The 25787-nt window shown below is 42.9% G+C and carries 22 protein-coding genes; 10 read left to right on the top strand and 12 right to left on the bottom strand.

The window, feature by feature from the left end:
- Positions 1-132 precede the first annotated feature (132 nt).
- Both VXQ92_RS13290 and acnD read right to left on the bottom strand, forming a co-directional pair.
- Complete coding sequence (locus VXQ92_RS13290; protein WP_416682079.1) at positions 133-1737, bottom strand: AAA family ATPase; 1605 nt, start codon at positions 1735-1737, stop codon at positions 133-135.
- 76 nt (positions 1738-1813) lie between these two features.
- Positions 1814-4432, bottom strand: a complete 2619-nt coding sequence (gene acnD, locus VXQ92_RS13285; protein ID WP_416682077.1) for a Fe/S-dependent 2-methylisocitrate dehydratase AcnD — start codon at positions 4430-4432, stop codon at positions 1814-1816.
- A gap of 505 nt (positions 4433-4937) precedes the next feature.
- Between acnD and VXQ92_RS13280 the strand changes: the two genes are divergently transcribed.
- A complete protein-coding gene (locus VXQ92_RS13280) occupies positions 4938-5663 on the top strand; it encodes a YgfZ/GcvT domain-containing protein (RefSeq protein ID WP_416682076.1) in 726 nt (241 codons plus the stop codon).
- Positions 5664-5726: 63 nt separating this feature from the next.
- Here VXQ92_RS13280 and VXQ92_RS13275 read toward each other — a convergent pair whose 3' ends face one another.
- Entirely contained in the window at positions 5727-5972 is a 246-nt protein-coding gene (locus VXQ92_RS13275; RefSeq protein WP_064097127.1) for a hypothetical protein, read from the bottom strand.
- A 266-nt stretch (positions 5973-6238) separates the two neighbouring features.
- Between VXQ92_RS13275 and VXQ92_RS13270 the strand changes: the two genes are divergently transcribed.
- Positions 6239-7036, top strand: a complete 798-nt coding sequence (locus VXQ92_RS13270; protein ID WP_191731276.1) for a tetratricopeptide repeat protein — start codon at positions 6239-6241, stop codon at positions 7034-7036.
- 80 nt (positions 7037-7116) lie between these two features.
- On the opposite strand, the gene VXQ92_RS13265 is transcribed toward VXQ92_RS13270, so the two are convergent.
- From VXQ92_RS13265 to VXQ92_RS13255, 3 genes are all read right to left on the bottom strand, one after another.
- A complete protein-coding gene (locus VXQ92_RS13265) occupies positions 7117-8043 on the bottom strand; it encodes an AEC family transporter (RefSeq protein WP_144725341.1) in 927 nt (308 codons plus the stop codon).
- Between the two features lie 60 nt (positions 8044-8103).
- Positions 8104-9213, bottom strand: a complete 1110-nt coding sequence (locus VXQ92_RS13260; RefSeq protein WP_416682074.1) for an NADH:flavin oxidoreductase/NADH oxidase — start codon at positions 9211-9213, stop codon at positions 8104-8106.
- 93 nt (positions 9214-9306) lie between these two features.
- A complete protein-coding gene (locus tag VXQ92_RS13255) occupies positions 9307-10575 on the bottom strand; it encodes a carbohydrate porin (RefSeq protein WP_416682073.1) in 1269 nt (422 codons plus the stop codon).
- A 397-nt stretch (positions 10576-10972) separates the two neighbouring features.
- On the opposite strand from VXQ92_RS13255, the gene mutM reads away from it, so the two are divergent.
- Positions 10973-11833: a bifunctional DNA-formamidopyrimidine glycosylase/DNA-(apurinic or apyrimidinic site) lyase gene (gene mutM / locus VXQ92_RS13250; protein ID WP_416682071.1), complete on the top strand. Its 861-nt coding sequence runs from the start codon at positions 10973-10975 to the stop codon at positions 11831-11833.
- Positions 11830-12114, top strand: coding sequence for a peptidylprolyl isomerase (locus VXQ92_RS13245; RefSeq protein ID WP_064097089.1), 285 nt, complete (start codon positions 11830-11832; stop codon positions 12112-12114). The genes mutM and VXQ92_RS13245 overlap by 4 nt, the downstream gene beginning before the upstream one ends.
- A gap of 178 nt (positions 12115-12292) precedes the next feature.
- Here VXQ92_RS13245 and mscL read toward each other — a convergent pair whose 3' ends face one another.
- Both mscL and typA read right to left on the bottom strand, forming a co-directional pair.
- A complete protein-coding gene (gene mscL, locus VXQ92_RS13240) occupies positions 12293-12736 on the bottom strand; it encodes a large conductance mechanosensitive channel protein MscL (RefSeq protein WP_416682070.1) in 444 nt (147 codons plus the stop codon).
- Between the two features lie 179 nt (positions 12737-12915).
- Entirely contained in the window at positions 12916-14754 is a 1839-nt protein-coding gene (gene typA / locus VXQ92_RS13235; protein WP_416682068.1) for a translational GTPase TypA, read from the bottom strand.
- Positions 14755-14928: 174 nt separating this feature from the next.
- Between typA and VXQ92_RS13230 the strand changes: the two genes are divergently transcribed.
- The 3 genes from VXQ92_RS13230 to VXQ92_RS13220 all read left to right on the top strand — a co-directional run bounded on the left by VXQ92_RS13230 (position 14929) and on the right by VXQ92_RS13220 (position 18863).
- A complete protein-coding gene (locus VXQ92_RS13230; protein ID WP_416682066.1) occupies positions 14929-16299 on the top strand; it encodes a uracil-xanthine permease family protein in 1371 nt (456 codons plus the stop codon).
- A gap of 66 nt (positions 16300-16365) precedes the next feature.
- Positions 16366-17400 (top strand): methyltransferase, encoded by a 1035-nt coding sequence (locus VXQ92_RS13225; RefSeq protein ID WP_144725347.1) that lies wholly within the window; start codon positions 16366-16368, stop codon positions 17398-17400.
- Positions 17400-18863, top strand: coding sequence for an amino acid permease (locus tag VXQ92_RS13220; RefSeq protein ID WP_416682064.1), 1464 nt, complete (start codon positions 17400-17402; stop codon positions 18861-18863). The genes VXQ92_RS13225 and VXQ92_RS13220 overlap by 1 nt, the downstream gene beginning before the upstream one ends.
- Before the next feature lie 55 nt (positions 18864-18918).
- Here VXQ92_RS13220 and VXQ92_RS13215 read toward each other — a convergent pair whose 3' ends face one another.
- The gene (locus tag VXQ92_RS13215; protein ID WP_416682062.1) at positions 18919-19452 is read right to left on the bottom strand and encodes a peptidase C39; all 534 of its coding nucleotides are present in this window, start codon (positions 19450-19452) and stop codon (positions 18919-18921) included.
- Positions 19453-19555: 103 nt separating this feature from the next.
- Entirely contained in the window at positions 19556-20683 is a 1128-nt protein-coding gene (gene omp38, locus VXQ92_RS13210) for an outer membrane protein Omp38 (RefSeq protein ID WP_064097083.1), read from the bottom strand.
- Between the two features lie 376 nt (positions 20684-21059).
- Between omp38 and VXQ92_RS13205 the strand changes: the two genes are divergently transcribed.
- The 3 genes from VXQ92_RS13205 (at position 21060) to VXQ92_RS13195 (ending at position 23476) form a co-directional block, all read left to right on the top strand.
- Complete coding sequence (locus VXQ92_RS13205) at positions 21060-21581, top strand: GspH/FimT family pseudopilin (RefSeq protein WP_064097082.1); 522 nt, start codon at positions 21060-21062, stop codon at positions 21579-21581.
- A 112-nt stretch (positions 21582-21693) separates the two neighbouring features.
- On the top strand, positions 21694-22869 hold the full coding sequence (locus tag VXQ92_RS13200; RefSeq protein ID WP_416682060.1) for a thiolase family protein: 1176 nt from the start codon (positions 21694-21696) through the stop codon (positions 22867-22869).
- Between the two features lie 157 nt (positions 22870-23026).
- On the top strand, positions 23027-23476 hold the full coding sequence (locus VXQ92_RS13195) for a VOC family protein (RefSeq protein ID WP_416682059.1): 450 nt from the start codon (positions 23027-23029) through the stop codon (positions 23474-23476).
- Positions 23477-23540: 64 nt separating this feature from the next.
- Here the strand turns inward: VXQ92_RS13195 and VXQ92_RS13190 are convergent, their stop codons facing one another.
- Positions 23541-24026: a DUF934 domain-containing protein gene (locus tag VXQ92_RS13190; protein WP_416682057.1), complete on the bottom strand. Its 486-nt coding sequence runs from the start codon at positions 24024-24026 to the stop codon at positions 23541-23543.
- On the bottom strand, positions 24019-25662 hold the full coding sequence (locus VXQ92_RS13185) for a nitrite/sulfite reductase (protein ID WP_416682055.1): 1644 nt from the start codon (positions 25660-25662) through the stop codon (positions 24019-24021). Before VXQ92_RS13185 ends, VXQ92_RS13190 begins: the two co-directional genes overlap by 8 nt.
- Positions 25663-25787 lie beyond the last annotated feature (125 nt).

Below are 25787 nucleotides of genomic sequence, written 5' to 3'. Positions count from 1 at the left end.
TTTGTTCTCCATGGTTTTAGAAATGGTCTGTCTAGTATAACCCTCTGGTGATGAATGTCTATTGTCCATTTTTGTAAATGATGATGGCATTTAGGCGAAGGACAATATTAGATTAAGATTACTACATAGATTTTAATTATTCAAAATCGTAATAAACATATTTTCTATTTCATCATAAATTCTCATCCCAGGCTTGATTACTGGAGCTAACGTATCTTTTAAAAATGCATCTGTCTTATTTCCCATTCTTGTTAATACAAATTCTCGTTTAAAATTTGTAAAAAAATCACCTGATGCTGACTTTAAGTCATCAATAGGATTTCCTCTTGCTACACTTGCATTTACTGCTTCTGACTTAATTCTAAGCGCATCCGATAATCTTTCATGTTGATTAATAACCTTTAGATATTCCTCTATTACTTCATCATCCAGAAGATAGCTTTCCAAATTACGTCGCGTCGTAACATGAATATTATTTTGAAGAAGGTCTTCAACCTCTTGATCGGAACGATCGTCTCTATCTAATAATTTTATTACTTTTGTTTGTGGCATTAAATTTTTTAAGACTAATGTAGGCGCATGATCCTCTTTTTCTATATCGTTACAACTTCCTCCACTTATAAAAGTAATATTTTTAGAGCTTTTAGATAAAATCATTCCATAAATTGAAGCATCAAAACTCTTTCGTGCTGTACCTAAAAGACTACCTTCGCATACAACAATATTAGAAGGTAAAAATATATTTTGCATTTCACCCAAGGCTATGGAGAGAAACTTCTCCCATACGACCTTATCAATCGAAGTCGGATACAAGATTGCTTCTTCATCAAAATTTTCAACATGGAAATCAATAAATTCAACTGAATAAGGATCTTGTACTGAAATTTCTTTAGCTTTTTGCATTACTCCTAATGAATGAGTATTAATCCAAAGTTGTGAATTTTCTGGAATAATTCTATATAGTTCTTCTAACAATTTAGATTGAAGGGAGGTATGAATATGTAATTCTGGCTCATCAATCATAAAAATAGTATTGTTGTAAGCATCTATTTTTACATGTAAATCTAGTATCAAATCAAAAACAGCTTTTTCGCCTGCTGATAAATTTTTATAAGGATAACTTTCAATATTTCCTTTCTTAAAAGTGAAACAACTATCGGATAATGGATCAACAATATTTCTTAAAATTAAATTTGGGAAAATATTATTAAATGAATTACGAATTTTACCAATTAACTCATCTCTCAAATCTTTAACAGTTCTTTGATTATTATCTTCACTAAATAACGACTGCATCGTCTGTTGCACAAGTCTTTGATAATTTTCAGATACCGTTTGGTCTGCATCTATTGACCTACTAATTTTCAAATTATCAAATGGTTGATTCATTTTCGAAAAATGATTTATTTGAAAATCAGGTTCATGCCTATATGCGGATCGAAAATATACAGCATTTTTAGGTAAATAATGAAGGTCTTGATAATCATAAAAATCAATTTGAACAGAATTAAAACTGTCAAAGCCTAATAATTCATTTCTAGAAAAGTAGGCGCTATCCCCCTGCCACCCCCATCCCGCCCTATTTCTATAGTAATGATAAAAGGCATCAAATAAAGAAGATTTACCGCTCCCATTTGGCCCTACAATTACTACCAATTTCGTGCTTTCACTTAAACCGGTAATTGTTAACTTAGAAAACCTTTTAAATTCATTAAGTCGTATTTCTTTAACTTTCATATTTTTCTTAAAGTAAAAACCCCACTTTACAGTAGGGCCTTTTTCACACAATATCAACAACTTTTAGACTAAATCATCAAGCTACATTCCCTTCCAAAAAATCCTGTGCAAAGCGCTGTAATACCCCACCCGCTTCATACACATGTACTTCTTCTTCAGTATCCAGACGGCAAGTGACTGGCACTTCAATAATCTGGTTCTTGCCATCATCGGTTGAACGCTCAACCACCAAAGTCAACGTCGAACGTGGCGCGATATTACCAATCACGCTATACAGCTCAGTACCATCAAGACCTAAAGTCTTACGATCTGTACCCGGCTTAAACTCAAGCGGCAACACGCCCATACCCACCAAATTAGTACGATGAATACGTTCAAAACCTTCTGCTACAATCGCTTCCACACCAGCCAGACGCACACCTTTAGCAGCCCAGTCACGGCTAGAACCCTGACCATAATCCTTACCGGCAATAATAATCAACGGCTGCTTGCGGTTCATGTAGGTTTCAATCGCCTCCCACATGCGCATCACTTCGCCTTCCGGCTCCACACGTGCTTTTGAACCCTGCTTGATGGTGCCGTCAGAACGTACCACCATTTCGTTATACAGCTTTGGATTCGCCAAGGTTGCACGCTGTGCAGTCAGGTGATCACCACGATGCGTCGCATAAGAGTTAAAGTCTTCCTCAGGCACACCCATTTTCGCCAGATATTCACCTGCTGCCGAGTCACGCACAATCGCATTCGATGGGGATAAATGATCGGTGGTGATGTTATCGCCAAGAATAGCCAATGGACGCATGTTGGTGAGGGTACGCGGTGCAGCCAGTGCACCTTCCCAATACGGCGGACGGCGGATATAGGTACTTTGCAGACGCCAGTCATACAGCGGACTTATTGCCTTTTTACGTTCACCCAGATCAAACATCGGAATATACACTTTCTTGAACTGTTCCGGCTTGACCGACTCTTTGACCAAGGCATCAATTTCTTCATCCGAAGGCCAGATATCTTTTAAGTAAATCGGATTACCGTCTTTGTCTGTGCCCAGAGCATCTTTTTCGATGTCAAAACGGATGGTTCCGGCAATCGCATAAGCAACTACTAGCGGTGGAGATGCCAGAAAAGCCTGTTTCGCATAGGGATGGATACGGCCATCGAAGTTCCGGTTACCTGATAATACTGCAGTCGTGTATAGATCACGGTCAATAATTTCTTGCTGGATGTTTGGATCTAATGCGCCCGACATACCGTTACAGGTGGTACATGCATAGGCCACAATACCAAAGCCCAGCTTTTCTAAATCTTTTAAAACCCCTGCTTCTTTCAGATACAGGGCTGCCGCTTTAGAACCCGGCGCGAAAGATGATTTCACCCAAGGCTTACGGGTCAGACCAAGTTCATTGGCTTTACGTGCCAGCAAACCGGCTGCTACGGTATTACGCGGGTTGGAGGTATTGGTACATGAGGTAATCGCAGCGATAATCACCGCACCATCCGGCATTAAACCTTCTGCTTCTTGTGCACGTGCAGCTTCCAGATTACCGGCAATGCCTTTTTCTTTCAGATCTGCCGTAGATACACGTGCATGCGGATTGGATGGGCCGGCAATGTTGCGTGTTACGGTGGATAAATCGAAACGCAGCACACGCGGATATTCAGCCTGAGTCATCTCCGATGCCCAAAGTCCGATCTCTTTGGCATAAGTTTCAACCAGTTTGACTTGCTCAGGCTCACGGCCGGTCAAAGTCAGATAGTCAATGGTGTTCTGATCGATATAGAACATGGCTGCCGTTGCACCATATTCCGGGGTCATATTAGAAATCGTGGCACGATCACCGACTGACATGCTGTCTGCGCCTTCACCGAAGAATTCTAAATATGCGCCAACCACACGTTCCTTACGCAGGAATTCGGTTAATGCCAAGACGATATCCGTTGCAGTAATGCCCGGCTGACGTTGCCCGACCAGCTCTACCCCAATGATATCTGGCAGACGCATCCACGAGGCACGGCCCAGCATCACATTTTCAGCTTCCAAACCACCGACACCAATCGAGATTACGCCCAAGGCATCGGTATGTGGTGTATGCGAATCTGTACCGATACAGGTATCAGGAAATGCCACACCATCACGATTCTGAATCACCGGTGACATTTTTTCCAGATTGATCTGGTGCATGATGCCGTTACCTGCCGGAATCACATCGACATTTTCAAATGCCGTTTTGGTCCATTCAATAAAATGGAAACGGTCTTCATTACGGCGGTCTTCAATGGCACGGTTTTTCTCAAAAGCATCAGGATCAAAGCCGCCATATTCTACAGCCAAAGAGTGATCGACAATGAGCTGGGTCGGCACCACCGGATTGACTTTAGAAGGATCACCGCCCTGGTCGGCAATGGCATCACGCAGGCCTGCAAGGTCAACCAGTGCAGTTTGACCCAAGATGTCATGACAGACTACACGTGCCGGATACCAGGGAAAATCATGGTCCTGTTTACGTTCGATGAGCTGACGTAAAGACTGTTCTAAAATGGCAGAATCACAACGACGGACCAGCTGTTCAGCCAGCACTTTGGAGGTATAGGGGAGTTTGGCATATGCGCCTGGCTGGATATCTTCAACGGCCTGACGCACGTCATAGTATTCTAACTGGGTGCCTTGTAGTGGTTTACGGTAGTTGTTATTCATAGCTTACCTGCCCTCATTCATTACTCTTTTTATTCATCAAATTTTCTTGATGACTTGTTTTTTAATCAAGGCATTGTACGCTGTCGAAAGTCCATTTCCCAAATCTTATAATTTTCAAAGCTTTAAATATGAAATATAGCCTTTTTACAGTAATTTACGCTTCACACTTTAGAATTTTGACTCTAAATTGTGATTTTTCTTAAAAATTGACCTGAATTTTTCTCATTCTTTAGTATGAGAAATTAATGAAAGCATAAAAAACCATCAAATTTCAGGCAGAATCTTTGTTCTATCCCCGCCCCCAAAAATCAGTGCTTGAGAAAAACAGTAAGTATTTTTGAAGGTAAGCTCATTGTCATTGATCTGCATTAGAAACATATCATCTCTACCTCCCAATTACCCCAAAAACCTCTTGATTTAGATTGTTGGCTTTTTTGTTTGCCTCTGTCTGATGCATGCTGCACAATAACTGCATTGATTTATAGTATTCAAACTGGGGCTTATTATGGCAACGTCTCCTGCTTTCACATTGTTTAGTCTAAATGGTGTCGATGCACAAAAATTCCTTCAAGGTCAGGTGACTTTGAATACTGAAACTTTGGCAGAAAACCAGACCCGCTATACTGCGATCTGTAACCTGAAAGGACGGATTCAATTTGGCTTATGGCTTAAAAAGATCAGTCAGGAAAGCTTTGAAATCGTAAGCACTGAAGATCAGGCAACAGAACTGGCGAATCATATTAAGAAATTTGGTGCTTTTTCAAAAATGAAACTGGAACTGGTCGGTCCGGTATATCCGGTCATCAATGGTATTTATACTGACTTTGTTGCGACTGAAACCAATGTCGCCCTGTGGGAGCAGCAAGCCATTGAATCAGGTCAGGCCTGGATTCAGGCAGCTACCGCCAATCTGTTTCAACCTCAGGAATTGCGTTTACATCAACGCGACGGCATTCACTATGATAAAGGCTGCTATCTGGGGCAGGAAGTGATTGCGCGCTTATGGTTTAAAGCCAAGCCAAAACACTGGTTACATCTGGTTCAAGGTACAGGTGTCACCCCTGCTGTGGCGACAAAACTGAATAATGATGTAGAAGTCGTCAATAGCATCACGACGGATGCCGGTTACAAAGCGCTGGTGGTCGCAAAGCCTGAGGCATTAACCGAATTGGGCCTAGAAGTGCTGGAACTTCCGGAAGCATTGAGTGGTGATGTCGCGCGTCCGCAATAATTCAGGTTCCGCCCATGAAAAAAAAAGCCAAGATGAAATTCTTGGCTTTTTTATTTTGGAATTTTAGAAACCGTGGAACAGTTTGTTCATGTCTTTCACGACATAGTCTTTGAAATGATAGGCTCGCGCATGCTTGGCATCAAACTTTGCCGTGAGTTCGCCTTTTTGAAAGATATATACCCGGTCTTCCTGGCTAATCAAAAACTCTGCCCCAAGTTTCATCAATAACGCATCAATCTTGTCCTCATCGGCAATCGAGTCATCTGCGTTGATTCTGTCATAGTGACGTCTAATGGTTTTGACAAACATGGGGAAATCCTGGGAGTCTGATATAAAGCGAGATTTAATCAGAGAAAATAGCTGAATTAAAGTAATCCTTTCAATATCTTTGGAATTGAGCGAAAACCTGTCCCTATCATGCATCGATTAAACCAGTGAATTATGTCCTGATGATTTGTATTTAGTGACAAATTACATATTTACAAAGCATAAAATCCTTTTATGATGATGTAAGTAAAAATGATTAAAACCGCACCAAGGAATAAGGTGCCAGCAATAATAAGGTTATAGGAACCATGAAAAAGTTAATCCTCGCGGTAGCTCTCGCCGCTTCTGCATCATTCGCTCTGGCAAATACTGCACAAGATCAAATCGATCCGCAATTTGAAAAAATTGAAGCTATGGTGAAAGCCAATAATTTTAAAGGCGCCTATGAAGCTTTAAACAAGCTAGCCAGCCAAGGCAATGCCCAGGCTTTATATAACTTAGGCTATTTAACCCAGACTGGCCAAGGTACCGTCAAAGACGAGAAAAAAGCCATTCAGCTCTATGAGCAGTCTGCCAGCAAAGGCTATCCGGTGGCCAATTATGTATTGGGTAAAAACTACGCAGCTGGCACGCTCGGTCTCAAACAGGATTTGACCAAAGCCAAACAGCATCTGGAACGTGCCTCGGCAGCCAATTTTGAAGATGCCAGCGTAGATCTGGCGGTACTGCTATTTTCTGAAAATACGCCAGCCTCCAATAAAGCCGGTCTGCAAAAACTGCAACCGCTAATCAGCAAAGGCAATATGCAGGCCATTCATGCAAAAGCCTTATATGACATCAGCAGCGGTTTCAAAAACAAAGATGAAAAACCGATTCAGCAAGGCCTAAGCAGCATTCAGGAACTGGCAAAAAAAGGCTATATTCCGGCGCTGATGGCAGTAGGTAATATGTTTGCGAATGGCAGTATCGTGCCGCAAAACCTGCCAGAAGCGAAAAAAATCTTTGCCGCACTGGCGCAGCAAAATATTCCGCAGGCCAAAGAATCTTTGGCAGCAGTAGATAAAATGCTGGCTGAGCAGAAAAAAGCACCTGCGAAAAAAAGTTAAGTTGAATCAATAAATTTAAATAAAAAAGCCCCACACATCGGGGGCTTTTTTTAATGACAGAGCATTCATCTTCTAAAAGATTATCCCCACCATAAAGCAATTAAACCACTGGTCACCATAAAACCGGCAATAGTACTCATCAACAATGGGGTTAAGGCTCGATCATTCAGCCCATACGCCTGCCCCAACATGCCAAAAATCGTGGGCATTGGCAAAGCTGCAATCAATGTACCGGCACGAACCATTTCCTGATTTAAGTCCGTCAACTGGCTTAGCCCCAGATACATCAAGAGTGGCATGATAATATTGCTGGAAAATACCAGATAAAAACTTTGCAGGTTGACATATCTCAGGCTCATTCCCACGATACCACCGCCAATTGCGAACAGGGCCAGCGGTGAGGCAGTCTGACCAATCAAGGCAAACATCTGATCGAGATAGACCGGAATTCTAATCTGGAATACAGCACAGGCCATCCCGAGCATCACCCCCATAAACAGGGGATTTTTTAGCAAGGTGAGCAATGCACTTTTTAAAATGGAACCCAGATTCGCCTGATGTTGTGTTCCCATTGCCGCGAGTACCAGCACCAGCGGAATCAGCAATACACTTTCAATGATCACCACCAGAGAGGTATAGGTCATCGCCTGCTGTCCCATCAATAGACTCAGCACAGCCGTACCAATCAGACCGGTATTTGACATTGCGGCGCCTAGAGACAGGACAGCACTTTGCGAATGCGTATTCTGAAAATACTGGCGCATGATCCAGAAGCCACTGCCATAGAGCACTAAGGTCACGCTGCTATACACTGCAAAGTATTCAAAATACCAGATTTCATGCAGGTCTTTGGAGGCAAGGGATTGAAAGAACAGCAAGGGTAAGGCCACTTTAATGACAAAAGCACCGACCGTACCTACCTGTTCCTTGCTTAATACTTGACTCTTTACAGTCAGATAACCCAGTGCCAATAATAAAAATATGGGCACAATGACCGCAAAAATCATAATACACTATCCTCTTGCCATCGATTTCCTATTATAAGAATTTCTGACACTAAAGCAGTGTTAAAAAGGCTCAAATAAATGATTCAACCCATGTGGGGCACTGCGCAGATATTGCGGTGAAATTTTGATTTTTTCCTCAAGTGCTGCGGCTGCATGCCAAGGCCAATGTGGATCGTACAGAATGGCACGGGCAATGGCGATGGCATCGGCCTGGCCTTTTTGCAGAATATCTTCTGCCTGTTCTGCTTCAGTGATCAATCCCACAGCAATTACAGGGATACTCACCACTTTCTTGATCGCATCTGCAAAAGGCACCTGATAATTCGGTTTCACATCAATGTGCTGTTTGACATGCAGACCGGCACTGGAAATATGAATATAGGCAGCCCCAGCAGCTTCCAGTGCTTTAGACAATTCAATTGAAGAATCAATAGTCCAGCTGTCTGGCTGATCCATCCAGTCGCTGGCCGAAATACGTACCCCGATCGGATAGCCTTCCGGAACTGCGGCCTTCATGGCTTGCAATACTTCCAGTGTCAGACGAATCCGGTTTTCCAGTGAACCACCATACTGATCATCGCGTTTATTTGAAAGCGGTGACATAAACTGATGCAATAAATAACCATGTGCTGCATGCAACTCAATCATGTCAAAGCCGGCATCCACTGCACGTTTGGCACTTTTTGCAAAGTCGGCAATGACTTGCTCAATTTCTGAATGGCTTAGGGCTTTGGGTGGATGTTCGTCTGCCTGAAACGGCAGATTGCTTGCAGAAACGGTTTGCCAGCCATGGGGCTGATCTGGCGCGATCTGCCCTTTGCCTGACCAGGGTTTATCTGTAGAAGCCTTACGTCCGGCATGTGCGAGCTGAATCGAAAATGGCATTGGCGATATAGATTTGACCTTGGTCAGTAATGCTTTTATTTGGGCAGCTTGCTGATCATTCCATAAGCCTAAGTCGGCATAACTGATCCGGCCTTCTGGCTGTACCGCAGTCGCTTCCACAATACATAGACCAGCACCAGAGAGCGCATAACTTGCCCATTGCTGCTCATGCCAATAGGTGATTTCACCCTGATCTGTGGCTGAATACTGACACATCGGTGCAATAATAATTTTATTGCTGAGTGATAATGAACCAAACTGTAGCGGTTGAAATAATAATGTCACGTGGCATTCCCTCTTTCTTCATGTCAAGTATGATCGGGCAATAAAAAACAGGCTTTAATAAGCCTGTTTAGTTATAACGTGAAGCATCACTTTTTAGAAGATCAGGCGACTGGTTAAACCGAGCACGAGCGCATTATCTACGTTATTGCTTGACCCTGGATTCACCACATATTGCAGGTTTGGACGTAACATCAGCCACTTTGTTGCATTATAGCTATAGTTGAGTTCGATATTGTATTCTGCATCTGCATTCAAAGCTGGACGCGAATCTGCGAAGCGATGATTGACATGCACACGGTTAACCGCCAAGCCCAGAATATCATTTGACTGAGTGTCAACCAAACCGATATATTTCACACCAATTTGTTGTGAATTATCCACTTTGTTAGTATCGCGGTCATGCCAGGTAAAGTTGGCAAAACTGTGTAAACCTTTGCGACCTGCGCCTGTTGAAGTGAGCTGTTGTTCCACTGCTAACCAGCCTGCAAAGGTACGGTTTTTGGCATCTGCAGGATGGGCAATATCTTTCTGGTTGGCAACTTCATCGGCAGTATTGTACATCCCGCCAATACGGTAGCTGCCCGGCAAGCCATTCACCAATGATTTCGGTGTCCATACGATTTCTGCAGGAATGGTTACGCCATCGGCATGGTCGGTATCCAGACTCCAGCCTTGACCTTCTTTGGCACCATTACCATTATCTGGATTAAACTCGTAGACACCAACTTGTATCGCGAGTTCAGGGGCCACTTGCTGCTTCACCCGTGCACCCCATTGTGCAACTGGCGTATTCATCCAGATATTGCCCTGCCATTTGCCCATTTGCGCTGCACAGAATGCCGTACTGGCAAAATCGCAGGCCATGACATTAAAATCCATGCCCAGACCAAGACGGCCTGCCTTAATACTGAGCCCCTGGTCTTTAAAATTCTTCTCAATGGACAGCTCGCTCAGGCGGCTATCCTGATTACCGCGTCCAAAAGTGCCTTGTACATTTGCCAACTGTGGGGCATTAGTATCCTGCAGATCACGAATAGAGGTACTTTGCCCCTGACGTGCAGTCATCGCGGCACGTATAGTGATACCTTCCCATCCTGCCAGTTTTTCCATGTCCAGTTGACTACCCAGCCATAATTGGGCAGAAGTTAATGGATCTGCACCCTCATTACGGCCACCATCAGCAAGATATGCGGTATCGGTTAACAGATTGGCTTCAAATTTGATCCCCTGTTGGGCCAGTTTTGTACGTTGACCATTCCAGTCCCCCAGTAAATACTGACCTTGTGGATCAAATGCAGTTTCCGCTTGTGCGGTTGTCATGGCAGCCAACAAAGGCAATAGAGCTAGACCTAAATATTTCATGTAAAACCCGAACATAAGGAGAAAAACAAGCAAGGTTTTAAAATTGCTTTCAGGCACATGAAGTTACATAAATTTTCATATAAATTCTCAGCATTTTTTTTATTATTGATTAAACTTTTAGTTATGCTTTAAATATAAAAATATAATTTTTATTTTGATACTTTAAATTATTTATATATTTTTCAAAATTTTATAATTTACTCAATTTTATCGTGAGGTTTATTCAACTAAAATTCTGCTAGAAAGGCCTAAAAATAAAGTTCATTTTTCAAACAAAATACAGCTTAAATAAATATGGAATATCCAGTCATTTTCCAATTATTTCCTTTAGATTAATGCTTGCAATCCTGGCCGATTCACCCAATATTAGCTGCATCTCCCTCGCCAGCGATGTGTTATGCCTGAATTACCAGAAGTTGAAACCACTAAAATCAGTTTATTACCCTTATTGGAACAACGCGTGAAACGTGTTGAAGTGCGCCAGTCAAGTTTACGTTGGCCTATTCCGGAAAATATAGACAGGCTGGTGGGACAGAAATTGCTCAAGCTTAGTCGCCGTTCCAAATATATTCTGGCAGAGTTTGAACATGAGACGATGCTCTGGCATTTGGGCATGTCTGGGAGTTTCCGTCTATGCGAGAGCACGGAAGAATTACGCAAACATGACCATCTGATTATCCAGTTTGAAGATATCGAACTGCGTTATCACGACCCGCGCCGTTTTGGCTGTATTCTTTGGCTAGATGCCCAATCCCAAAGCAAACTGATTGATACCTTGGGACCAGAACCCTTAAGTGAGAGCTTTAATGCCGAGTATTTGTTTGAAAAACTGAAGAATAAAAATGTTGGCACCAAAGTTGCAATTATGGATAACCATGTGGTGGTGGGCGTAGGCAATATTTATGCGACTGAAAGCCTGTTTAATATGGGCATTCATCCAGCACAACCTGCCTCTACATTGAGTTTTGAGCAGATTGAAAAACTGGTCGTTGAAATTAAGCGCATTTTAAAACAGGCAATTGATCTGGGTGGCTCAACCCTAAGAGACTACACCAATGCCATGGGCGAAAATGGCTATTTCCAGCAAACCTTGCTGGCTTATGGCCGCGCTGGTGAAATGTGCGTGAACTGTGAAACTACGCTTGAAAATATTAAATTGGGGCAACGGGCTTCCGTTTTTTGTCCTGAATGCCAACCTTTGAAAAAGCGCCAGCTCCCTGTCAAAAAAATGGCAACTGTACGAGGGAAAAAGTCATGAAAACAGCCATTGTGCGTCATATTCTGGTCAAAGACAAAGAAACTGCAGAACAGCTTAAAAAGAAGATTTTAAGTGGCGCAGACTTTAATAAAATCGCCAAACAGTATTCGACCTGTAATTCTGCCAAACGTGGTGGTGAGCTGGGTGAAATCAAAAAAGGCCAGCTGGTTCCAGTGATTGATAAACTGGTTTTTACTGCAGCAGAACGGGTATTGCATGGCCCGGTCAAAAGCCAGTTTGGTTTCCATTTAGTCGAAATTAAGTTTCGGGCAGATTTCTAAATATTTTTCTTTTCTTCTTTTAAGCGGTGAGGAATATAATCCGCAAGGGTAACGAGATATTTAAATAAATTAGATTATATTTAAGCTCTCCCTTTGCGAAACAATGTGTCTCATCTCTTGGCCGCAGAGGGAAATTAAAAAAACGGCGCAATAGGCGCCGTTTTTTAATCCCTGGAACTTAAGCTTCAGGATCAGGATGTTTTTTTAACTCGTCACGAATTTCACGTAACAATGCGACATCTTCCGGTGTCTCTTCCGTAGTAGGTTCTGCTTCCTGCTTACGGCGCAACTTGTTCATCGCTTTAACTAACAGGAATACCACCCAAGCCAATAACAAGAAATTGATCAGAATAGTCAAAAAGTTACCATAAGCAAAAACGTTTAGGCCAGCCGCTTGGGCCTGAGCGAGTGTGGTGACATTATTCGGATTATCCCCCAGTACCAAGAACCAGTTGGAATAGTCAACATCTCCGCCTAAAATCCAGCTGATTACCGGCATAACAATGTCTTTGACCATCGAGTCGATGATTTTATTGAATGCACCACCAATGATGACACCAATCGCCAGATCCATCACATTGCCTTTGATGGCAAACTCTTTAAATTCTTGAATAATACTCATGTCTGCTCCCATATTTTATTTTCAAGTTTTGGGCTAAATTATACCTGACTAGAAACTTCTAATTTTGACTTAGTTTAATACGATTTAATAAATTACGATGTGAGCATAGCGTAAATATAAAAAAACCGTAATCTTCGAAAAGATTACGGTTTTTAGTAAGCGGGCCAATAATCTACAGATTATTTACCTGAACGGTTACGTTTACGTTCGTTTTCAGTCAAGAAACGCTTACGGATACGGATTGACTTAGGTGTTACTTCTACTAACTCATCATCTTCAATGAATTCAAGCGCTTGTTCAAGCGTATATTCAATTGCTGGAACAAGGGTCAACGCTTCATCTGTACCAGAGGCACGTACGTTCGTTAACTGTTTCGCTTTAGTCGGGTTAACTGTCATGTCGTCTGAACGAGAGTTAATACCGATGATCATACCTTCGTAAACTTCTAACTGAGGTTTAGCGAATAGACGACCGCGGTCTTGAAGCGTGAACAATGCATAGCCCAGGCAAGTACCTTGAACCATAGAAATCAATACACCGTTTTGACGTTTCGCAACAGTACCTTGTTTCATTGGACCGTAATGCGAGAAGCTTGACGTCATGATCCCTGTACCAGAAGTCATGGTCAGGAATTCAGAACGGAAACCAATCAAGCCACGTGAAGGAACAGTTGCTTCAATACGGATACGGCCTTTACCGTCAACTTCCATATTGGTCATTTCACCTTTACGGAAACCCATTTGTTCCATTACAGCACCTTGATGCTGTTCTTCAACGTCAAACGTTACGTTTTCGTATGGCTCTTGTTTTTCACCATCAATTTCTTTGATGATTACTTGCGGACGGGATACACCCATCTCGAAGCCTTCACGGCGCATGTTTTCAATCAGAACTGAAAGGTGAAGTTCACCACGACCAGACACTTTAAAACGGTCCGGACTGTCAGTATCTTCAACGCGAAGTGCTACGTTGTGAATCAATTCGCGGTCTAGACGTTCACGGATATTACGTGAAGTTACGAATTTACCTTCTTTACCAGCGAACGGAGAGTTGTTCACCTGGAAAGTCATAGACACTGTAGGTTCATCTACAGAGAGTGCTGGAAGCGCTTCAACATTTTTAGGATCACAGATTGTATCTGAAATGTTCAGTGCATCGATACCAGTTACACAAACGATATCACCTGCAGAAGCTTCTTCAACGTCAACGCGATCTAGACCATGATAACCCATGATTTTTAAGATACGGCCGTTACGTGTTTTGCCCTCTTTATCGATTACAGTGACTTGTGTATTCAATTTTACTGAACCACGTTGAATACGACCAATACCGATAACACCAACGAAGCTGTTATAGTCAAGTGAAGACACTTGCATTTGGAATGGACCATCAACGTCAACTTTTGGTGGTTCAACGATATCTACAATCGTTTGGAACAACGGAGTCATGTCTTCAGCAAGTTCTTCTGGAGAAGGACCAGCAACACCACGAAGGCCTGAAGCATAAACAACCGGGAAGTCTAACTGTTCGTCAGAAGCACCCAAGTTATCAAACAAATCAAATACTTGGTCAATTACCCAGTCTGGACGCGCGCTTGGCTTGTCAACTTTGTTAATAATTACGATTGGTTTTAAACCACGTGCGAATGCTTTTTGCGTTACGAAACGTGTTTGTGGCATCGGGCCTTCTTGTGAATCTACAAGAAGAAGTACGCAGTCAACCATCGACATTACACGTTCAACTTCACCACCGAAGTCGGCGTGTCCCGGGGTGTCCACGATGTTAATGCGGTATTCAGTATTGGTACGTTCATCTAACCATTTGATTGCAGTATTTTTTGCAAGAATGGTAATACCACGTTCACTTTCAATAGCACCGGAATCCATGACACGCTCGATCTCACCCGCGCGATCACCGAGAGCACCTGATTGTTGCAAAAGTTTGTCTACAAGAGTGGTTTTACCATGATCGACGTGCGCAATAATGGCGATGTTACGGAGAGTTTTAATATCTGACATGTAAATTCAATGCGTGTGTAATTTGAGGGCAAATTATACAGAAAAATACAAAACTTTTATAGTCACTGTAGCCCTACTCCTCAACTTTTTTTGTCTGGTCGAGGCTTTTTTGATTTTGTAAAGACGTGTAACTCGATTAGAATAGCGCCATCCAGCCTTATTTTGCATTGACACATGTCTGATTTTAATCAATCTCCTCCTTCTAAAGATCAACTTGACCTGATATATGGTCTGGATGATCGTCCAAAACCCCTGATTGCTTTTCTAGCTGCTTTCCAGCATTTATTAGCGATTATTGTCCCGATTGTGACCCCTGGCCTACTGATTTGTCTGGCGCTTGGTGTTTCCAAAGAAGACACCAACATGATTTTATCCATGTCTCTGGTGATCTCGGGTATCGCGACTTTTTTACAGTCTAAAAAAGTAGGGCCATTTGGTGCCGGTCTGCTGATCGTTCAGGGAACCAGTTTCAACTTCATCGGTCCAATTATTGGTATTGGGTCAGCCATGGTGGCTGCGGGTACACCTGTAGAAGCAGTCATGGCGTCTATCTTTGGTGTAGTGATTGCAGGTGCATTCATTGAAATGGGCGTGTCACAAATTCTGCCTTGGATCAAAAAACTGATTACCCCTTTGGTCACCGGAATTGTCGTACTTCTGATTGGCTTGACCCTGATTAAAGAAGGTTTAATCAGCATGGGTGGTGGTTATCAGGCCATGAGCGATAAAACTTTTGCCAATGCCGACAACCTGATCATGTCTTGTACCGTCCTGGCACTGATTATTATTCTGAACCGTATCCGGATTACCTGGGTAAAAAGTTCTGCCATTTTGATCGCTCTGGTTTGTGGTTATATCCTGGCGGGCTTTATGGGCCATCTGGATTTTTCCGGCTTAAAAGATGCACCTCTGGTACAGATTCCGACTCCCATGCATTTCGGTTTAAGCTTCTCCTGGAGCCTGTTTATTCCGATGGCATTTATTTACCTGGTGACCTCTTTAGAAGCGATTGGTGATATCACTGCGACTTCAAAGCTTTCCAACCAGCCAGTTGATGGTCCAAAATGGATGCAGCGCATTAAAGGCGGTGTACTGGTCAATGGCGCGAATTCATTCCTTGCCGGTATTTTTAATACCTTCCCAAGTTCAGTATTTGCACAAAATAATGGTGTAATCCAGTTGACGGGCGTAGCAAGTCGTTATGTCGGCATCTGGATTGCTGCTTTGCTGGTTATTCTTGGTTTGTTGCCTGCAGTTGCTGGTATTATTCAGGCCGTTCCACAAGCGGTACTGGGCGGCGCAGTCATGGTCATGTTTGGCGCAGTCGCAGCCTCTGGTATTAACATTCTGTCTGGTGTCCATCTGGACCGTCGCGCCCTGCTGATTATTGCGATTTCACTGGCACTGGGTTTAGGTGTTGCACAAGTTCCACAAATTCTTGAGCATCTTCCTGAGTTATTCCGTAATATCTTTAGCTCAGGCGTTGCCACTGGTGGTATCGCTGCCCTTATTCTGAATGTGGTACTTCCTGAAACAAAGAAGTAATTTCATGTCCAAAGAACACTGTCTAGGTCAGGCTTAGGCAGTGTTCTTTATATTGGAGAGATACCTATGGATCCTAAAAGCGAAGTTTTATTAAGACAATATGATTTTTTGTCGGGTCGCATCTTACTGATTAATGCACCGACAGATAATCTGCTCGCTGAATTCGATGCCTCTATCAATCCGGCTGTCTGGACATGGAATTTTAACGATTTTCAATATTTCCAGTCACAACAAGCAGATGTGCATTTTGGTGCAGAAATGCCTGAAGCTGAATTTGATCAGGCAGTTATTTTTGTACCCAAGTCTAAAGAACTGTTGAATTATTTACTGCACACTGTGGCAGCGCAGCTTAAACCGGGCAGCAGTATTTTTTTGGTCGGTGAAAAGAAAGGCGGGATAGAACGCGCAGCCAAACAGTTGCAGCCTTTTGGTAAAACTCTCAAACTTGACAGCGCACGTCATTGCCAGCTTTGGCAATTGGTTCTAGACCATACGGTCGAGAAAAAAGCACTTGCAGACTGGGCACAGCGTTATACCGTATCTACACCAAATGGTGATCTGAATATTTGTGCACTTCCAGGCGTCTTTAGTCAAAACCGTTTGGATGTAGGAACTGCCACACTATTACCTTATTTGTCACAAGTCACTTCAGGTAAAATTGCCGACTTTGGGTGTGGTGCGGGGGTGATTAGCGCGTATCTGGCAAAGTTGAATCCGAAAAACCGGATTTTTGCCATGGATGTTGATGCCTTTGCACTGGCTTCTACACAAATGACATTTGAAGAAAACCAGCTTACTCCTGAACAGATTGAAATCAAAGCGGTTACAGGCATTGAGGATGCACCCTTGTTCCTGCATGCCATTGTCAGTAATCCGCCTTTTCATATGGGAATCGAGACCGATTACACGGCAAGTGAAACCTTATGTAAAACCTCGCGTCGTCATTTAAAATCAGGCGGCGAGCTTTGGATCGTGGCCAACCGTTTCTTGAACTATCCTACCCTGATTGAACAAAACTTTGGTCGCTGCACAGTGAAAGCGGATCAACAAGGCTTTAAAGTGCTCTTCGCCAGCACTCAAAAAAATGTTAAGGAATCATGATGAGCGAAACGCAAAATACGATGCAGCTGCAGCGTAAGCTGGGTGCTCGTCATCTGAATATGATCGCCATTGGCGGATCCATTGGTACAGGTTTATTTTTGGCCTCAGGTGCGACCATTGCCAATGCTGGACCAGGTGGTGCACTGCTTGCATATGTACTGATTGGGATCATGATTTATTTCCTGATGACCAGCTTGGGGGAGCTTGCCACGCACAATCCGACTTCAGGTGCATTTTTCACTTACGGCACCAAATATGTCGAAGGTGGTTTTGGTTTCGCTTTAGGCTGGAATTACTGGTACAACTGGGCCATTACCGTGGCTTTTGAACTGGTTGCCGTTCAGTTCATTATGAAATTCTGGTTTCCCGATATACCGGGCGTGTACTGGAGCGCAATTTTTCTTGCTATTATTTTTGGGATTAATGCCCTGACAGTAAAAGGCTTTGGCGAATCTGAATTTTTCTTTTCGCTGATTAAAGTCCTTGCGATCATTGCCTTTATTATCATCGGAATCTGGATGATCGTGAAGATCATGCTGACTCCGGGTGTAGAAGCATTTGCCAACTGGAGCATTGGCGATGCACCTTTTGTCGGTGGTTTTCAGGCATTAATTGGTGTGGCGATGATTGCCGGATTCTCCTTTCAGGGTACCGAAATGGTCGGTGTCGCGGCAGGTGAATCGAAAGATCCAAAGAAAACCATTCCGGTAGCCATTAAACAGATATTCTGGCGTATCCTGTTGTTTTATATCGTGTGTATTTTTATTATCGGCACATTGATTGCCTATAATGACCCGCGTTTGTTACAGGCAGCTGCAACCGATGATATTGCGCTTTCTCCATTTACCTTATTGTATGAAAAAGCTGGTTTTGCCTTTGCTGCCAGCATCATGAATGCGGTGATCTTGACCGCTATTCTATCTGCAGGTAACTCGGGCATGTATTCATCTACCCGTATGCTGTTTGATATGGCACGTAAAGGTAGTGCACCTAAAATGTTTGCGCGTCTAGACCCGCGTGGTGTGCCAATGAATGCACTCTATGCCACGACTGTAATCGCAGCTCTGTGCTTTCTGACCACTTTCTTTGGTGAGCAGGAAGTCTTTAACTGGCTGCTGAACATGTCAGGAATGTGCGGCTTTATCGTCTGGCTCGGTATTGCCATTTCCCATTACCGCTTCCGTAAAGGTTATCTGGCACAAGGATATAAACTCGAAGATCTGGCTTATCGTGCCAAATTTTTTCCTTTTGCTCCCTGGTTTGCATTTATTCTGTGTACGATTGTCGTTCTGGGTCAGAACTATCAGGATGTTTTGGCCGGTCACTGGATGGGCGTATTATCGACCTATATCAGTATTCCGCTATTCCTGGCCATCTGGTTCGGCTACAAATGGAAGAAAAAAACCAAACTGGTGTCTTATCAGGAAATGGATGTACAGCCCATGAAGCTTGATCAGGAATAACCCAGTCAATAATCAAAAAAAGCAGTCTCAGGACTGCTTTTTTAATCTCTCTATTTTAGCTATTTCGCATTACAAAGTTACGGTCATCAATCACAATCGCTTGCTGACAGATTCCATCTACCCGACGTTGCTGCTCAAACACATGCGCCGGCATTGCCTCAAAGCTATCAAAGAAACTGATTTCCTGCTCATCAATAGTATAAATTAACGAGTGATTCCCTACCCTGTCTAAAGTGTCATAGAACACAATCACAAAACGACCTTCACCTGCCTTTTTTTGAATTTCTGCATATGAAAGAGGAGATTCATAAACAGGTAATTTGAGTTCTTGGGCCTTTTGATAATATTCCACTTCAACAGGCTGTTTATCAGGATCAACTTCTGTAAAAAATTCAGCATCTAGCCCCAAGGTTTTGAGCGCAACTGCGAGCGCAATAGTTGAAGTTCCCATCTCATCATTGTGCCGTGTCAATTGCACCAGATCAGGAATATGTAGATCGATACCATAATGATGAAAGATCATCCAAATTGCATAAATACCACTATTGGCTTCCAGACTCAGCAAGTCTTGAGGAAGTTCTATGCTCATGCCTTTACTCAAAATCATTTTAGAGCAGCAAGTGTATGCAAAAAACAGCTATAAAAAAAGCGACTCCTTAGAGTCGCTTTTTCAGTCTGTGTTCAATAACGAATTATTGAGCAGCAGGAGCTTGTTGTTGCATAACTGGTTCAGCTAGAACAGTACGGCTACCAGTAATTGTCGCGAATACACGACGGTTCATAGCACGACCTTCTTTAGTAGTGTTATCAGCAATCGGTTGATCCCAAGCGAAACCTTGAGTAGACAAACGAGATGCATCTACGTTGTATTCGTTCACAAGTGAAGACTTAACAGAGTTAGCACGAGCTAGAGACAAACGTTCGTTCAATGCACGTGGACCAGTGTTATCAGTATGACCTTCGATGCGAGCAGTAGCGTTTGGATATTCAACTAGCTTCTCAGCAACTTTCGCGATTTCTGGTTTGTACTGATCTTTGATGTTTGACTTGTTAGTATCAAAGAACACACGAAGTTCCATGTTCAGGTCTTCAGTCAACTCTTGTGGAGCTGGAGCAACTGGCTCAACTGGAGCAACTTCAACTACTGGAGCAGCTGGCTTCAGGTGACCACCTAGAACTACGTTAAGACCAGCAAGTGCTGTATAGTTCCAGAACTCGTGATCAAAGTTATACGTAGCACGAGCTTCAGTACGTAGTGATAACGCGTCATTTAACTGCCAGAAAGCACCGATACCTGTATTTGCTAAAGTACCTTCTGAAGTATTACCACGGTCACGACGTACTGGAGCTGTTGGGCTGTTAAGACGAGTTAAACCATCAAATTTATATTTGTAGTGACCCGCACCCGCCAATAGGTAAGGCTTAACTTTGCTGTCATAATTACCAGTGATTAAATCAGAAGTAACATAGAAGTTACCGTTGATTTGAGTTTGCTTATACTCAGCGCCTGGTTCAACTTGTGATGGACGACCATCAGTAATGTAACGAAGTGATTGGTTAACATCACCTTTCACCTGGTTATATTCAGCCTCGAAACCTAACCATGGAGTTAGTTCTACACCAAGTGCTGCACCAACGAACAAGTCGTTTTGCATTTCGCCTTGACCGAGTTGTGCAGATAACAAGTGGGACTGACCATTGTTATGTTTGGTGTCTTGCCAAGTATAACCTAGCATTAATGGAGTAACAGTTACGCCTGCGTTTGCAGCAGCAAAAGGTGCAACTACAAGCATAGCTAAAGCAATACGACTCATTTTCATGGATTTATCCTCCAGAGATAACAATTGTTGTTCAAGCTCAAGCCTTATAAATAGGCCATCCTGAGATAGGCTTTTTATTACCCCAGTATTATTCTTAAGCTATTCACATGGCATCATACAAACACTTTATTATTTTTCCAAGTGCTTGATTAATCTAATCAAGTAAATTATTGACAAAATTACTTACAATTTCCGTTGTAATTCGGTAACTTTTTACTCAATTTTTTATTCTGAATGACCTATTGTGATTGCCAATTATTTTTAACAGCTTTCTTTAAACTTAAGTAAGCAATGAATTACACGCTCAATAAAGCATAAAAAACATATAATTAATAGCACCCTTATAAGAAAAATAATATATAAATCAGGTAACTCTATGTATAAAAAAATAACAAGAGCGTTTACTATTGTTGAGTTAATTATCTGTATTGCAATGATTGCAATTCTCGCAAGTATCGCACTTCCCTACTATCACGAGTACCGAGCCAGACAGGAAGCTCAAAACATACCGATCAAGTTATCTACAATTAATCGTTATGCACGCAGTCAGGCTGCAATTTTGCGACAGAATGTAGTGATCTGCCCAAGCCAGGATTCTCTCACTTGCCAAGCCAATCAATGGAACAAGACTATGCTGGTTTTCATTGATAAAAATAAAAACAGGCAAGTGGATACAGGCGAGACCATTTTACATATTGATGTAGTTAATCTCAAATACGGTAACCTGAGTTGGCGAGGAGCTTTAAGCTTACCGAGTGTCACTTATCAGGCACAAACAGGTCTGCCAATTGGTTCAAATGGCAGTTTCTACTACTGTTCTGCCCAGTTTTCTAGCCAACAGCGTATTGTACTTAGCAAAATGGGGCATATCCGGAGGGAAAGTCTTCCCTCATGTTAATAGAACTATCCAGTTTATGCTTCGGTACGATTAAAGCTTCAATCGTCAGTTTTTTTCAATATACTGCTTAAGTTCAAGATAAAACGATCAAAACTGATAGGGAGATACAACAATGACTGACATCGTAATTGTAAATGGTGCACGTACAGCCATGGGTGGCTTTCAGGGCAGTCTGGCCAGTGTAACTGCACCGGAACTGGGTGCTGTCACTATTAAGGAAGCAATTGCCCGTGCGGGTCTGCAACCAACGGATATTGAAGAAGTCATTATGGGTTGTGTACTCCCTGCAGGCTTAAAGCAGGGTCCTGCACGTCAAGCGATGCGTCAAGCTGGTCTTCCAGATTCTACTGGTGCGGTAACCATTAATAAATTATGTGGTTCAGGCATGAAAGCCGTCATGCAAGCGGCTGACATGATTAAAGCTGGTTCTGCAAATATCGTGGTTGCCGGCGGTATGGAATCCATGACCAATGCGCCTTATGTATTGCCAAAAGCACGGGGTGGTTTCCGTATGGGCCATGGTGAAATCAAGGATCATATGTTCCTGGATGGCTTGGAAGATGCTGAAACAGGTCGTTTGATGGGTTCATTTGCCCAAGATATGGCAAATACCAGAGGTTATACCCGCGAGCAGATGGATGATTTTGCGATTCGCTCATTAAAGCGTGCGCAAACTGCGGTCAATGAAGGCTACTTTGCTGATGAAATCGTGCCTGTAACAGTTAAAACCCGTAAAGGTGATGTGGTCGTTGATAAAGACGAACAGCCGTTCAATGCCAACATCGATAAAATTCCAACTTTGCGTCCTGCTTTCGCTAAAGACGGTACGATTACGGCGGCTAATGCCAGCTCGATTTCGGATGGTGCATCAGCTTTAGTAATTACCTCGGCTGACAATGCAGCAGCAAAAGGGTTGAATCCTTTGGCTAAAATTGTTGCCTATGCATCGAATTCTCAACATCCATCTGAGTTTACAATTGCTCCAGTCGGTGCAATCCAGAAAGTGTTCGATAAAACTGGATGGGCCGCTTCTGATGTCGACCTTTGGGAAATCAATGAAGCCTTTGCCATGGTGACCATGTGCCCAATGGATGAGTTCAAGCTAGACCCTGAAAAAGTCAACATCAACGGTGGTGCATGTGCTCTCGGCCATCCTGTGGGTTCTACCGGTTCACGTATTATCCTGACTTTGATTCATGCACTAAAACGTACCGGTGGCAAGAAAGGTATTGCAGCTCTGTGTATTGGTGGGGGTGAAGCGACTGCTGTAGCGATTGAATTACTTTAATTCTTCCCTCATCCCATCCCTCTCCCATAAGGAGAGGGAGTTAAAAATCCTCCTGATCTGGAGGATTTTTTCGCTTACATCTTGATAAAGCGTGTTCGCGCAAAATATCACAAAGTGGCGTAGATTAAAGCAAGCAAAATAAAAAGGGAGTTCTCCCATGCAACTGAATCATTACCTCAATTTCCAAGGTCAGGCTGAAGCAGCCTTTAACTTTTATAAATCAGTTTTTGGAGGCGAATTTTCAAGTCTGAGTCGTTATGGTGAAATGCCAGTTGAAGAAGGTGTCACACTGTCGGAAGCGGATAAAAATAAAATCCTGCATATCTCACTTCCCATTAACGATTTTACAGAACTGATGGCATCCGATACGAATGATCAATTTTGCACGCAAACCAATACCGTGTTCATGCAAGGTAATAACCACTATATTTCCATTAACTTAGACGCCAGCGAACAAGCTGAAGCACAACGACTCTTTGATGCTTTATCGGTGAATGGTCAAATTGAGATGCCGCTAGAAAAGACCTTTTGGGGCGCACTTTATGCTGCCTTTAGCGATCAGTTTGGAATTCACTGGATGATCAACTGTCAACTTGAAGAAAGTTGAGTATCTTAATCAAGACATAAAAAAGCCGGACTCAATCCGGCTTTTTACAGCAGCATAATTTAAATTATGCACCTGTTTGATAATGTGCCTGTGCAACCGCAGTCGATGCCTGATACGGATTTTTGAAATCATTCAAACCGGCAGCAGCTTCCTGAATATCTTTACCTTCTTTAATCACGAAAGTGTCGAAACCAGAACGCTTCATGTAGTTCAATACGTCTTTGAATACATCACCTGTCGCACGCAGTTCACCTTGGAAACCTTGACGACGAAGCAGCGCTGCAAATGAATAGCCACGGCCATCATTAAAACCTGCAAACTCGATAAAGATTGTGTCTAGCTGGTCCAGTGGAAATTCATGGTTTTCCGGCGAAGCATCTACAGTTAAGTACAATGCTTTTTTACCTACCACATTGGCAATCTGGTCTAACTGTTCAACAGTCAGAACGACATCGCCCTCTGGTAAAATGCCGTCTTCACCAATTAATTGGTATGTATTGTCTGCAATCGTGCCATCTTTAGAGAGCACTTGTAGTGCGGTATTAAGCATATGCACGCTCCTTGAATGGTTGAATGCCGACACGGCGATAAGTATCGATAAACTCTTCACCTTCCTGACGCAGGTCAAGATAGGTATTCAGAATTTCTTCTACAATATCCGGCACTACTTCGGCTGCAAATGATGGGCCAAGAATGTCACCAATCGAAGCATCATGATCGGCATTACCGCCTAAAGTGATCTGGTAGAATTCTGCACCTTTCTTGTCTACACCTAAAATACCGATGTTACCCACGTGGTGATGACCACAGGCATTCATACAACCTGAAATATTCAGATCCAGTTTGCCTAAATTGTAAATGGTATCAAGGTCATCAAAACGGCGTGAAATTGCTTCCGAAATTGGAATGGATTTGGCATTGGCCAATGAACAGAAATCACCGCCCGGGCAGCAAATAATGTCGGTCAAGAAACCAATGTGTGCACGTGCCAGGTTATGCTGATCAAGGATCTGCCATAACTCAAACAGGTTTTTTTGCGGTACATCCACAAGCGCAATATTTTGCTCATGTGTAGTACGCAGCTCACCAAAAGTATACTTGTCTGCAAGCTCTGCAATCAGGTTCATTTCTTCAGTGCTGACATCACCCGGTGCAATTCCGGCACGTTTCAGTGAAATCGTCACGATGCGATAACCTTTCACTTTATGTGCATTGGTATTGATGTTGAACCACTGTTTGAATTTTGGATATTGCGCGAACAATTCAGTGAAATCTTCATCTGCATAATCTTGGTAATCGAATGGCGTAAAGTTCTCATCCATTTTTGCCAAGGTGTCTGCATCGATTTTCAGTGTTTTAATCGTATGCTCAAATTCAGCTTCAACTTTCTCGGCAAATACAGCTGGTGTTAAGGCTTTTACCAGAATCTTGATCCGCGCTTTATATTTGTTGTCGCGACGGCCGTGCAGGTTATATACACGAAGTACTGCTTCCAGATAAGCAATCAGGTCTTCACGCGGCAAGAACTCACGGATAAAGCTACCAATCACTGGCGTACGGCCGAGACCCCCACCCACTTTGATTTTATAGCCTATTTCGCCTGCTTCATTACGCACGATATATACACCAATATCGTGGAATGCAGTGGCTGCACGGTCAATCTCTTCCAGCGCAGAAACTGCGATCTTGAATTTACGTGGCAAGAAAGCAAATTCCGGATGAAAGGTAGACCATTGACGGATCAATTCACAGGTCGGACGCGGATCGGCAACTTCACCGGCAACCACACCTGCATACTGGTCCGTCGTGGTATTACGGATACAGTTCCCTGAGGTCTGGATCGCATGCATTTGCACCGTCGCCAGTTCAGCCAGCATATCCGGCACATTTTCCAGTGCAGGCCAGTTAAACTGGATATTTTGGCGAGTCGAAATATGCGCGTAGCCACGGTCATATTCTTTTGCCAAATCAGCCACTTTACGAAGTTGTTTTGAATTCATCAAACCATATGGCACGGCAATACGTAACATTGGCGCATAACGCTGTACGTACAAACCATTTTGCAGACGAAGCGGACGATACTCATCTTCAGTGAGTTTACCGGCTAAATAACGTTCCGTCTGGTCTCGGAACTGTGCAACACGTTCATTAATCAGTTGCTGATCAAAATCAGTATATAAATACATGGCGTACAGCTAGTAGTTTCTATTATATCGCCGGCAAGGATAGCGAGATTGAACCTATCAATAAAATGCTTTTTATACATATTTCATAGCGGTTTTATTGATAAGCCTGACAAAATTTCACGGAT

Source organism: Acinetobacter sp. 228 (assembly GCF_048147885.1).
This window is presented reverse-complemented; position numbering and strand designations above follow the sequence as displayed.

Excerpts from the sequence above, each read along its gene's own strand:
- VXQ92_RS13265 (WP_144725341.1), bottom strand. The coding sequence starts at position 8,043 with ATGATTTTTGCGGTCATTGTGCCCATATTTTTATTATTGGCACTGGGT.
- VXQ92_RS13220 (WP_416682064.1), top strand. The coding sequence starts at position 17,400 with ATGAGCGAAACGCAAAATACGATGCAGCTGCAGCGTAAGCTGGGTGCT.
- VXQ92_RS13245 (WP_064097089.1), top strand. The coding sequence starts at position 11,830 with ATGAAAACAGCCATTGTGCGTCATATTCTGGTCAAAGACAAAGAAACT.
- VXQ92_RS13195 (WP_416682059.1), top strand. The coding sequence starts at position 23,027 with ATGCAACTGAATCATTACCTCAATTTCCAAGGTCAGGCTGAAGCAGCC.
- VXQ92_RS13225 (WP_144725347.1), top strand. The coding sequence starts at position 16,366 with ATGGATCCTAAAAGCGAAGTTTTATTAAGACAATATGATTTTTTGTCG.
- VXQ92_RS13215 (WP_416682062.1), bottom strand. The coding sequence starts at position 19,452 with ATGAGCATAGAACTTCCTCAAGACTTGCTGAGTCTGGAAGCCAATAGT.
- VXQ92_RS13230 (WP_416682066.1), top strand. The coding sequence starts at position 14,929 with ATGTCTGATTTTAATCAATCTCCTCCTTCTAAAGATCAACTTGACCTG.
- VXQ92_RS13255 (WP_416682073.1), bottom strand. The coding sequence starts at position 10,575 with ATGAAATATTTAGGTCTAGCTCTATTGCCTTTGTTGGCTGCCATGACA.
- mscL (WP_416682070.1), bottom strand. The coding sequence starts at position 12,736 with ATGAGTATTATTCAAGAATTTAAAGAGTTTGCCATCAAAGGCAATGTG.
- VXQ92_RS13275 (WP_064097127.1), bottom strand. The coding sequence starts at position 5,972 with ATGTTTGTCAAAACCATTAGACGTCACTATGACAGAATCAACGCAGAT.
- mutM (WP_416682071.1), top strand. The coding sequence starts at position 10,973 with ATGCCTGAATTACCAGAAGTTGAAACCACTAAAATCAGTTTATTACCC.
- omp38 (WP_064097083.1), bottom strand. The coding sequence starts at position 20,683 with ATGAAAATGAGTCGTATTGCTTTAGCTATGCTTGTAGTTGCACCTTTT.
- VXQ92_RS13200 (WP_416682060.1), top strand. The coding sequence starts at position 21,694 with ATGACTGACATCGTAATTGTAAATGGTGCACGTACAGCCATGGGTGGC.
- VXQ92_RS13190 (WP_416682057.1), bottom strand. The coding sequence starts at position 24,026 with ATGCTTAATACCGCACTACAAGTGCTCTCTAAAGATGGCACGATTGCA.
- VXQ92_RS13280 (WP_416682076.1), top strand. The coding sequence starts at position 4,938 with ATGGCAACGTCTCCTGCTTTCACATTGTTTAGTCTAAATGGTGTCGAT.
- typA (WP_416682068.1), bottom strand. The coding sequence starts at position 14,754 with ATGTCAGATATTAAAACTCTCCGTAACATCGCCATTATTGCGCACGTC.
- VXQ92_RS13185 (WP_416682055.1), bottom strand. The coding sequence starts at position 25,662 with ATGTATTTATATACTGATTTTGATCAGCAACTGATTAATGAACGTGTT.
- acnD (WP_416682077.1), bottom strand. The coding sequence starts at position 4,432 with ATGAATAACAACTACCGTAAACCACTACAAGGCACCCAGTTAGAATAC.
- VXQ92_RS13205 (WP_064097082.1), top strand. The coding sequence starts at position 21,060 with ATGTATAAAAAAATAACAAGAGCGTTTACTATTGTTGAGTTAATTATC.
- VXQ92_RS13270 (WP_191731276.1), top strand. The coding sequence starts at position 6,239 with ATGAAAAAGTTAATCCTCGCGGTAGCTCTCGCCGCTTCTGCATCATTC.
- VXQ92_RS13290 (WP_416682079.1), bottom strand. The coding sequence starts at position 1,737 with ATGAAAGTTAAAGAAATACGACTTAATGAATTTAAAAGGTTTTCTAAG.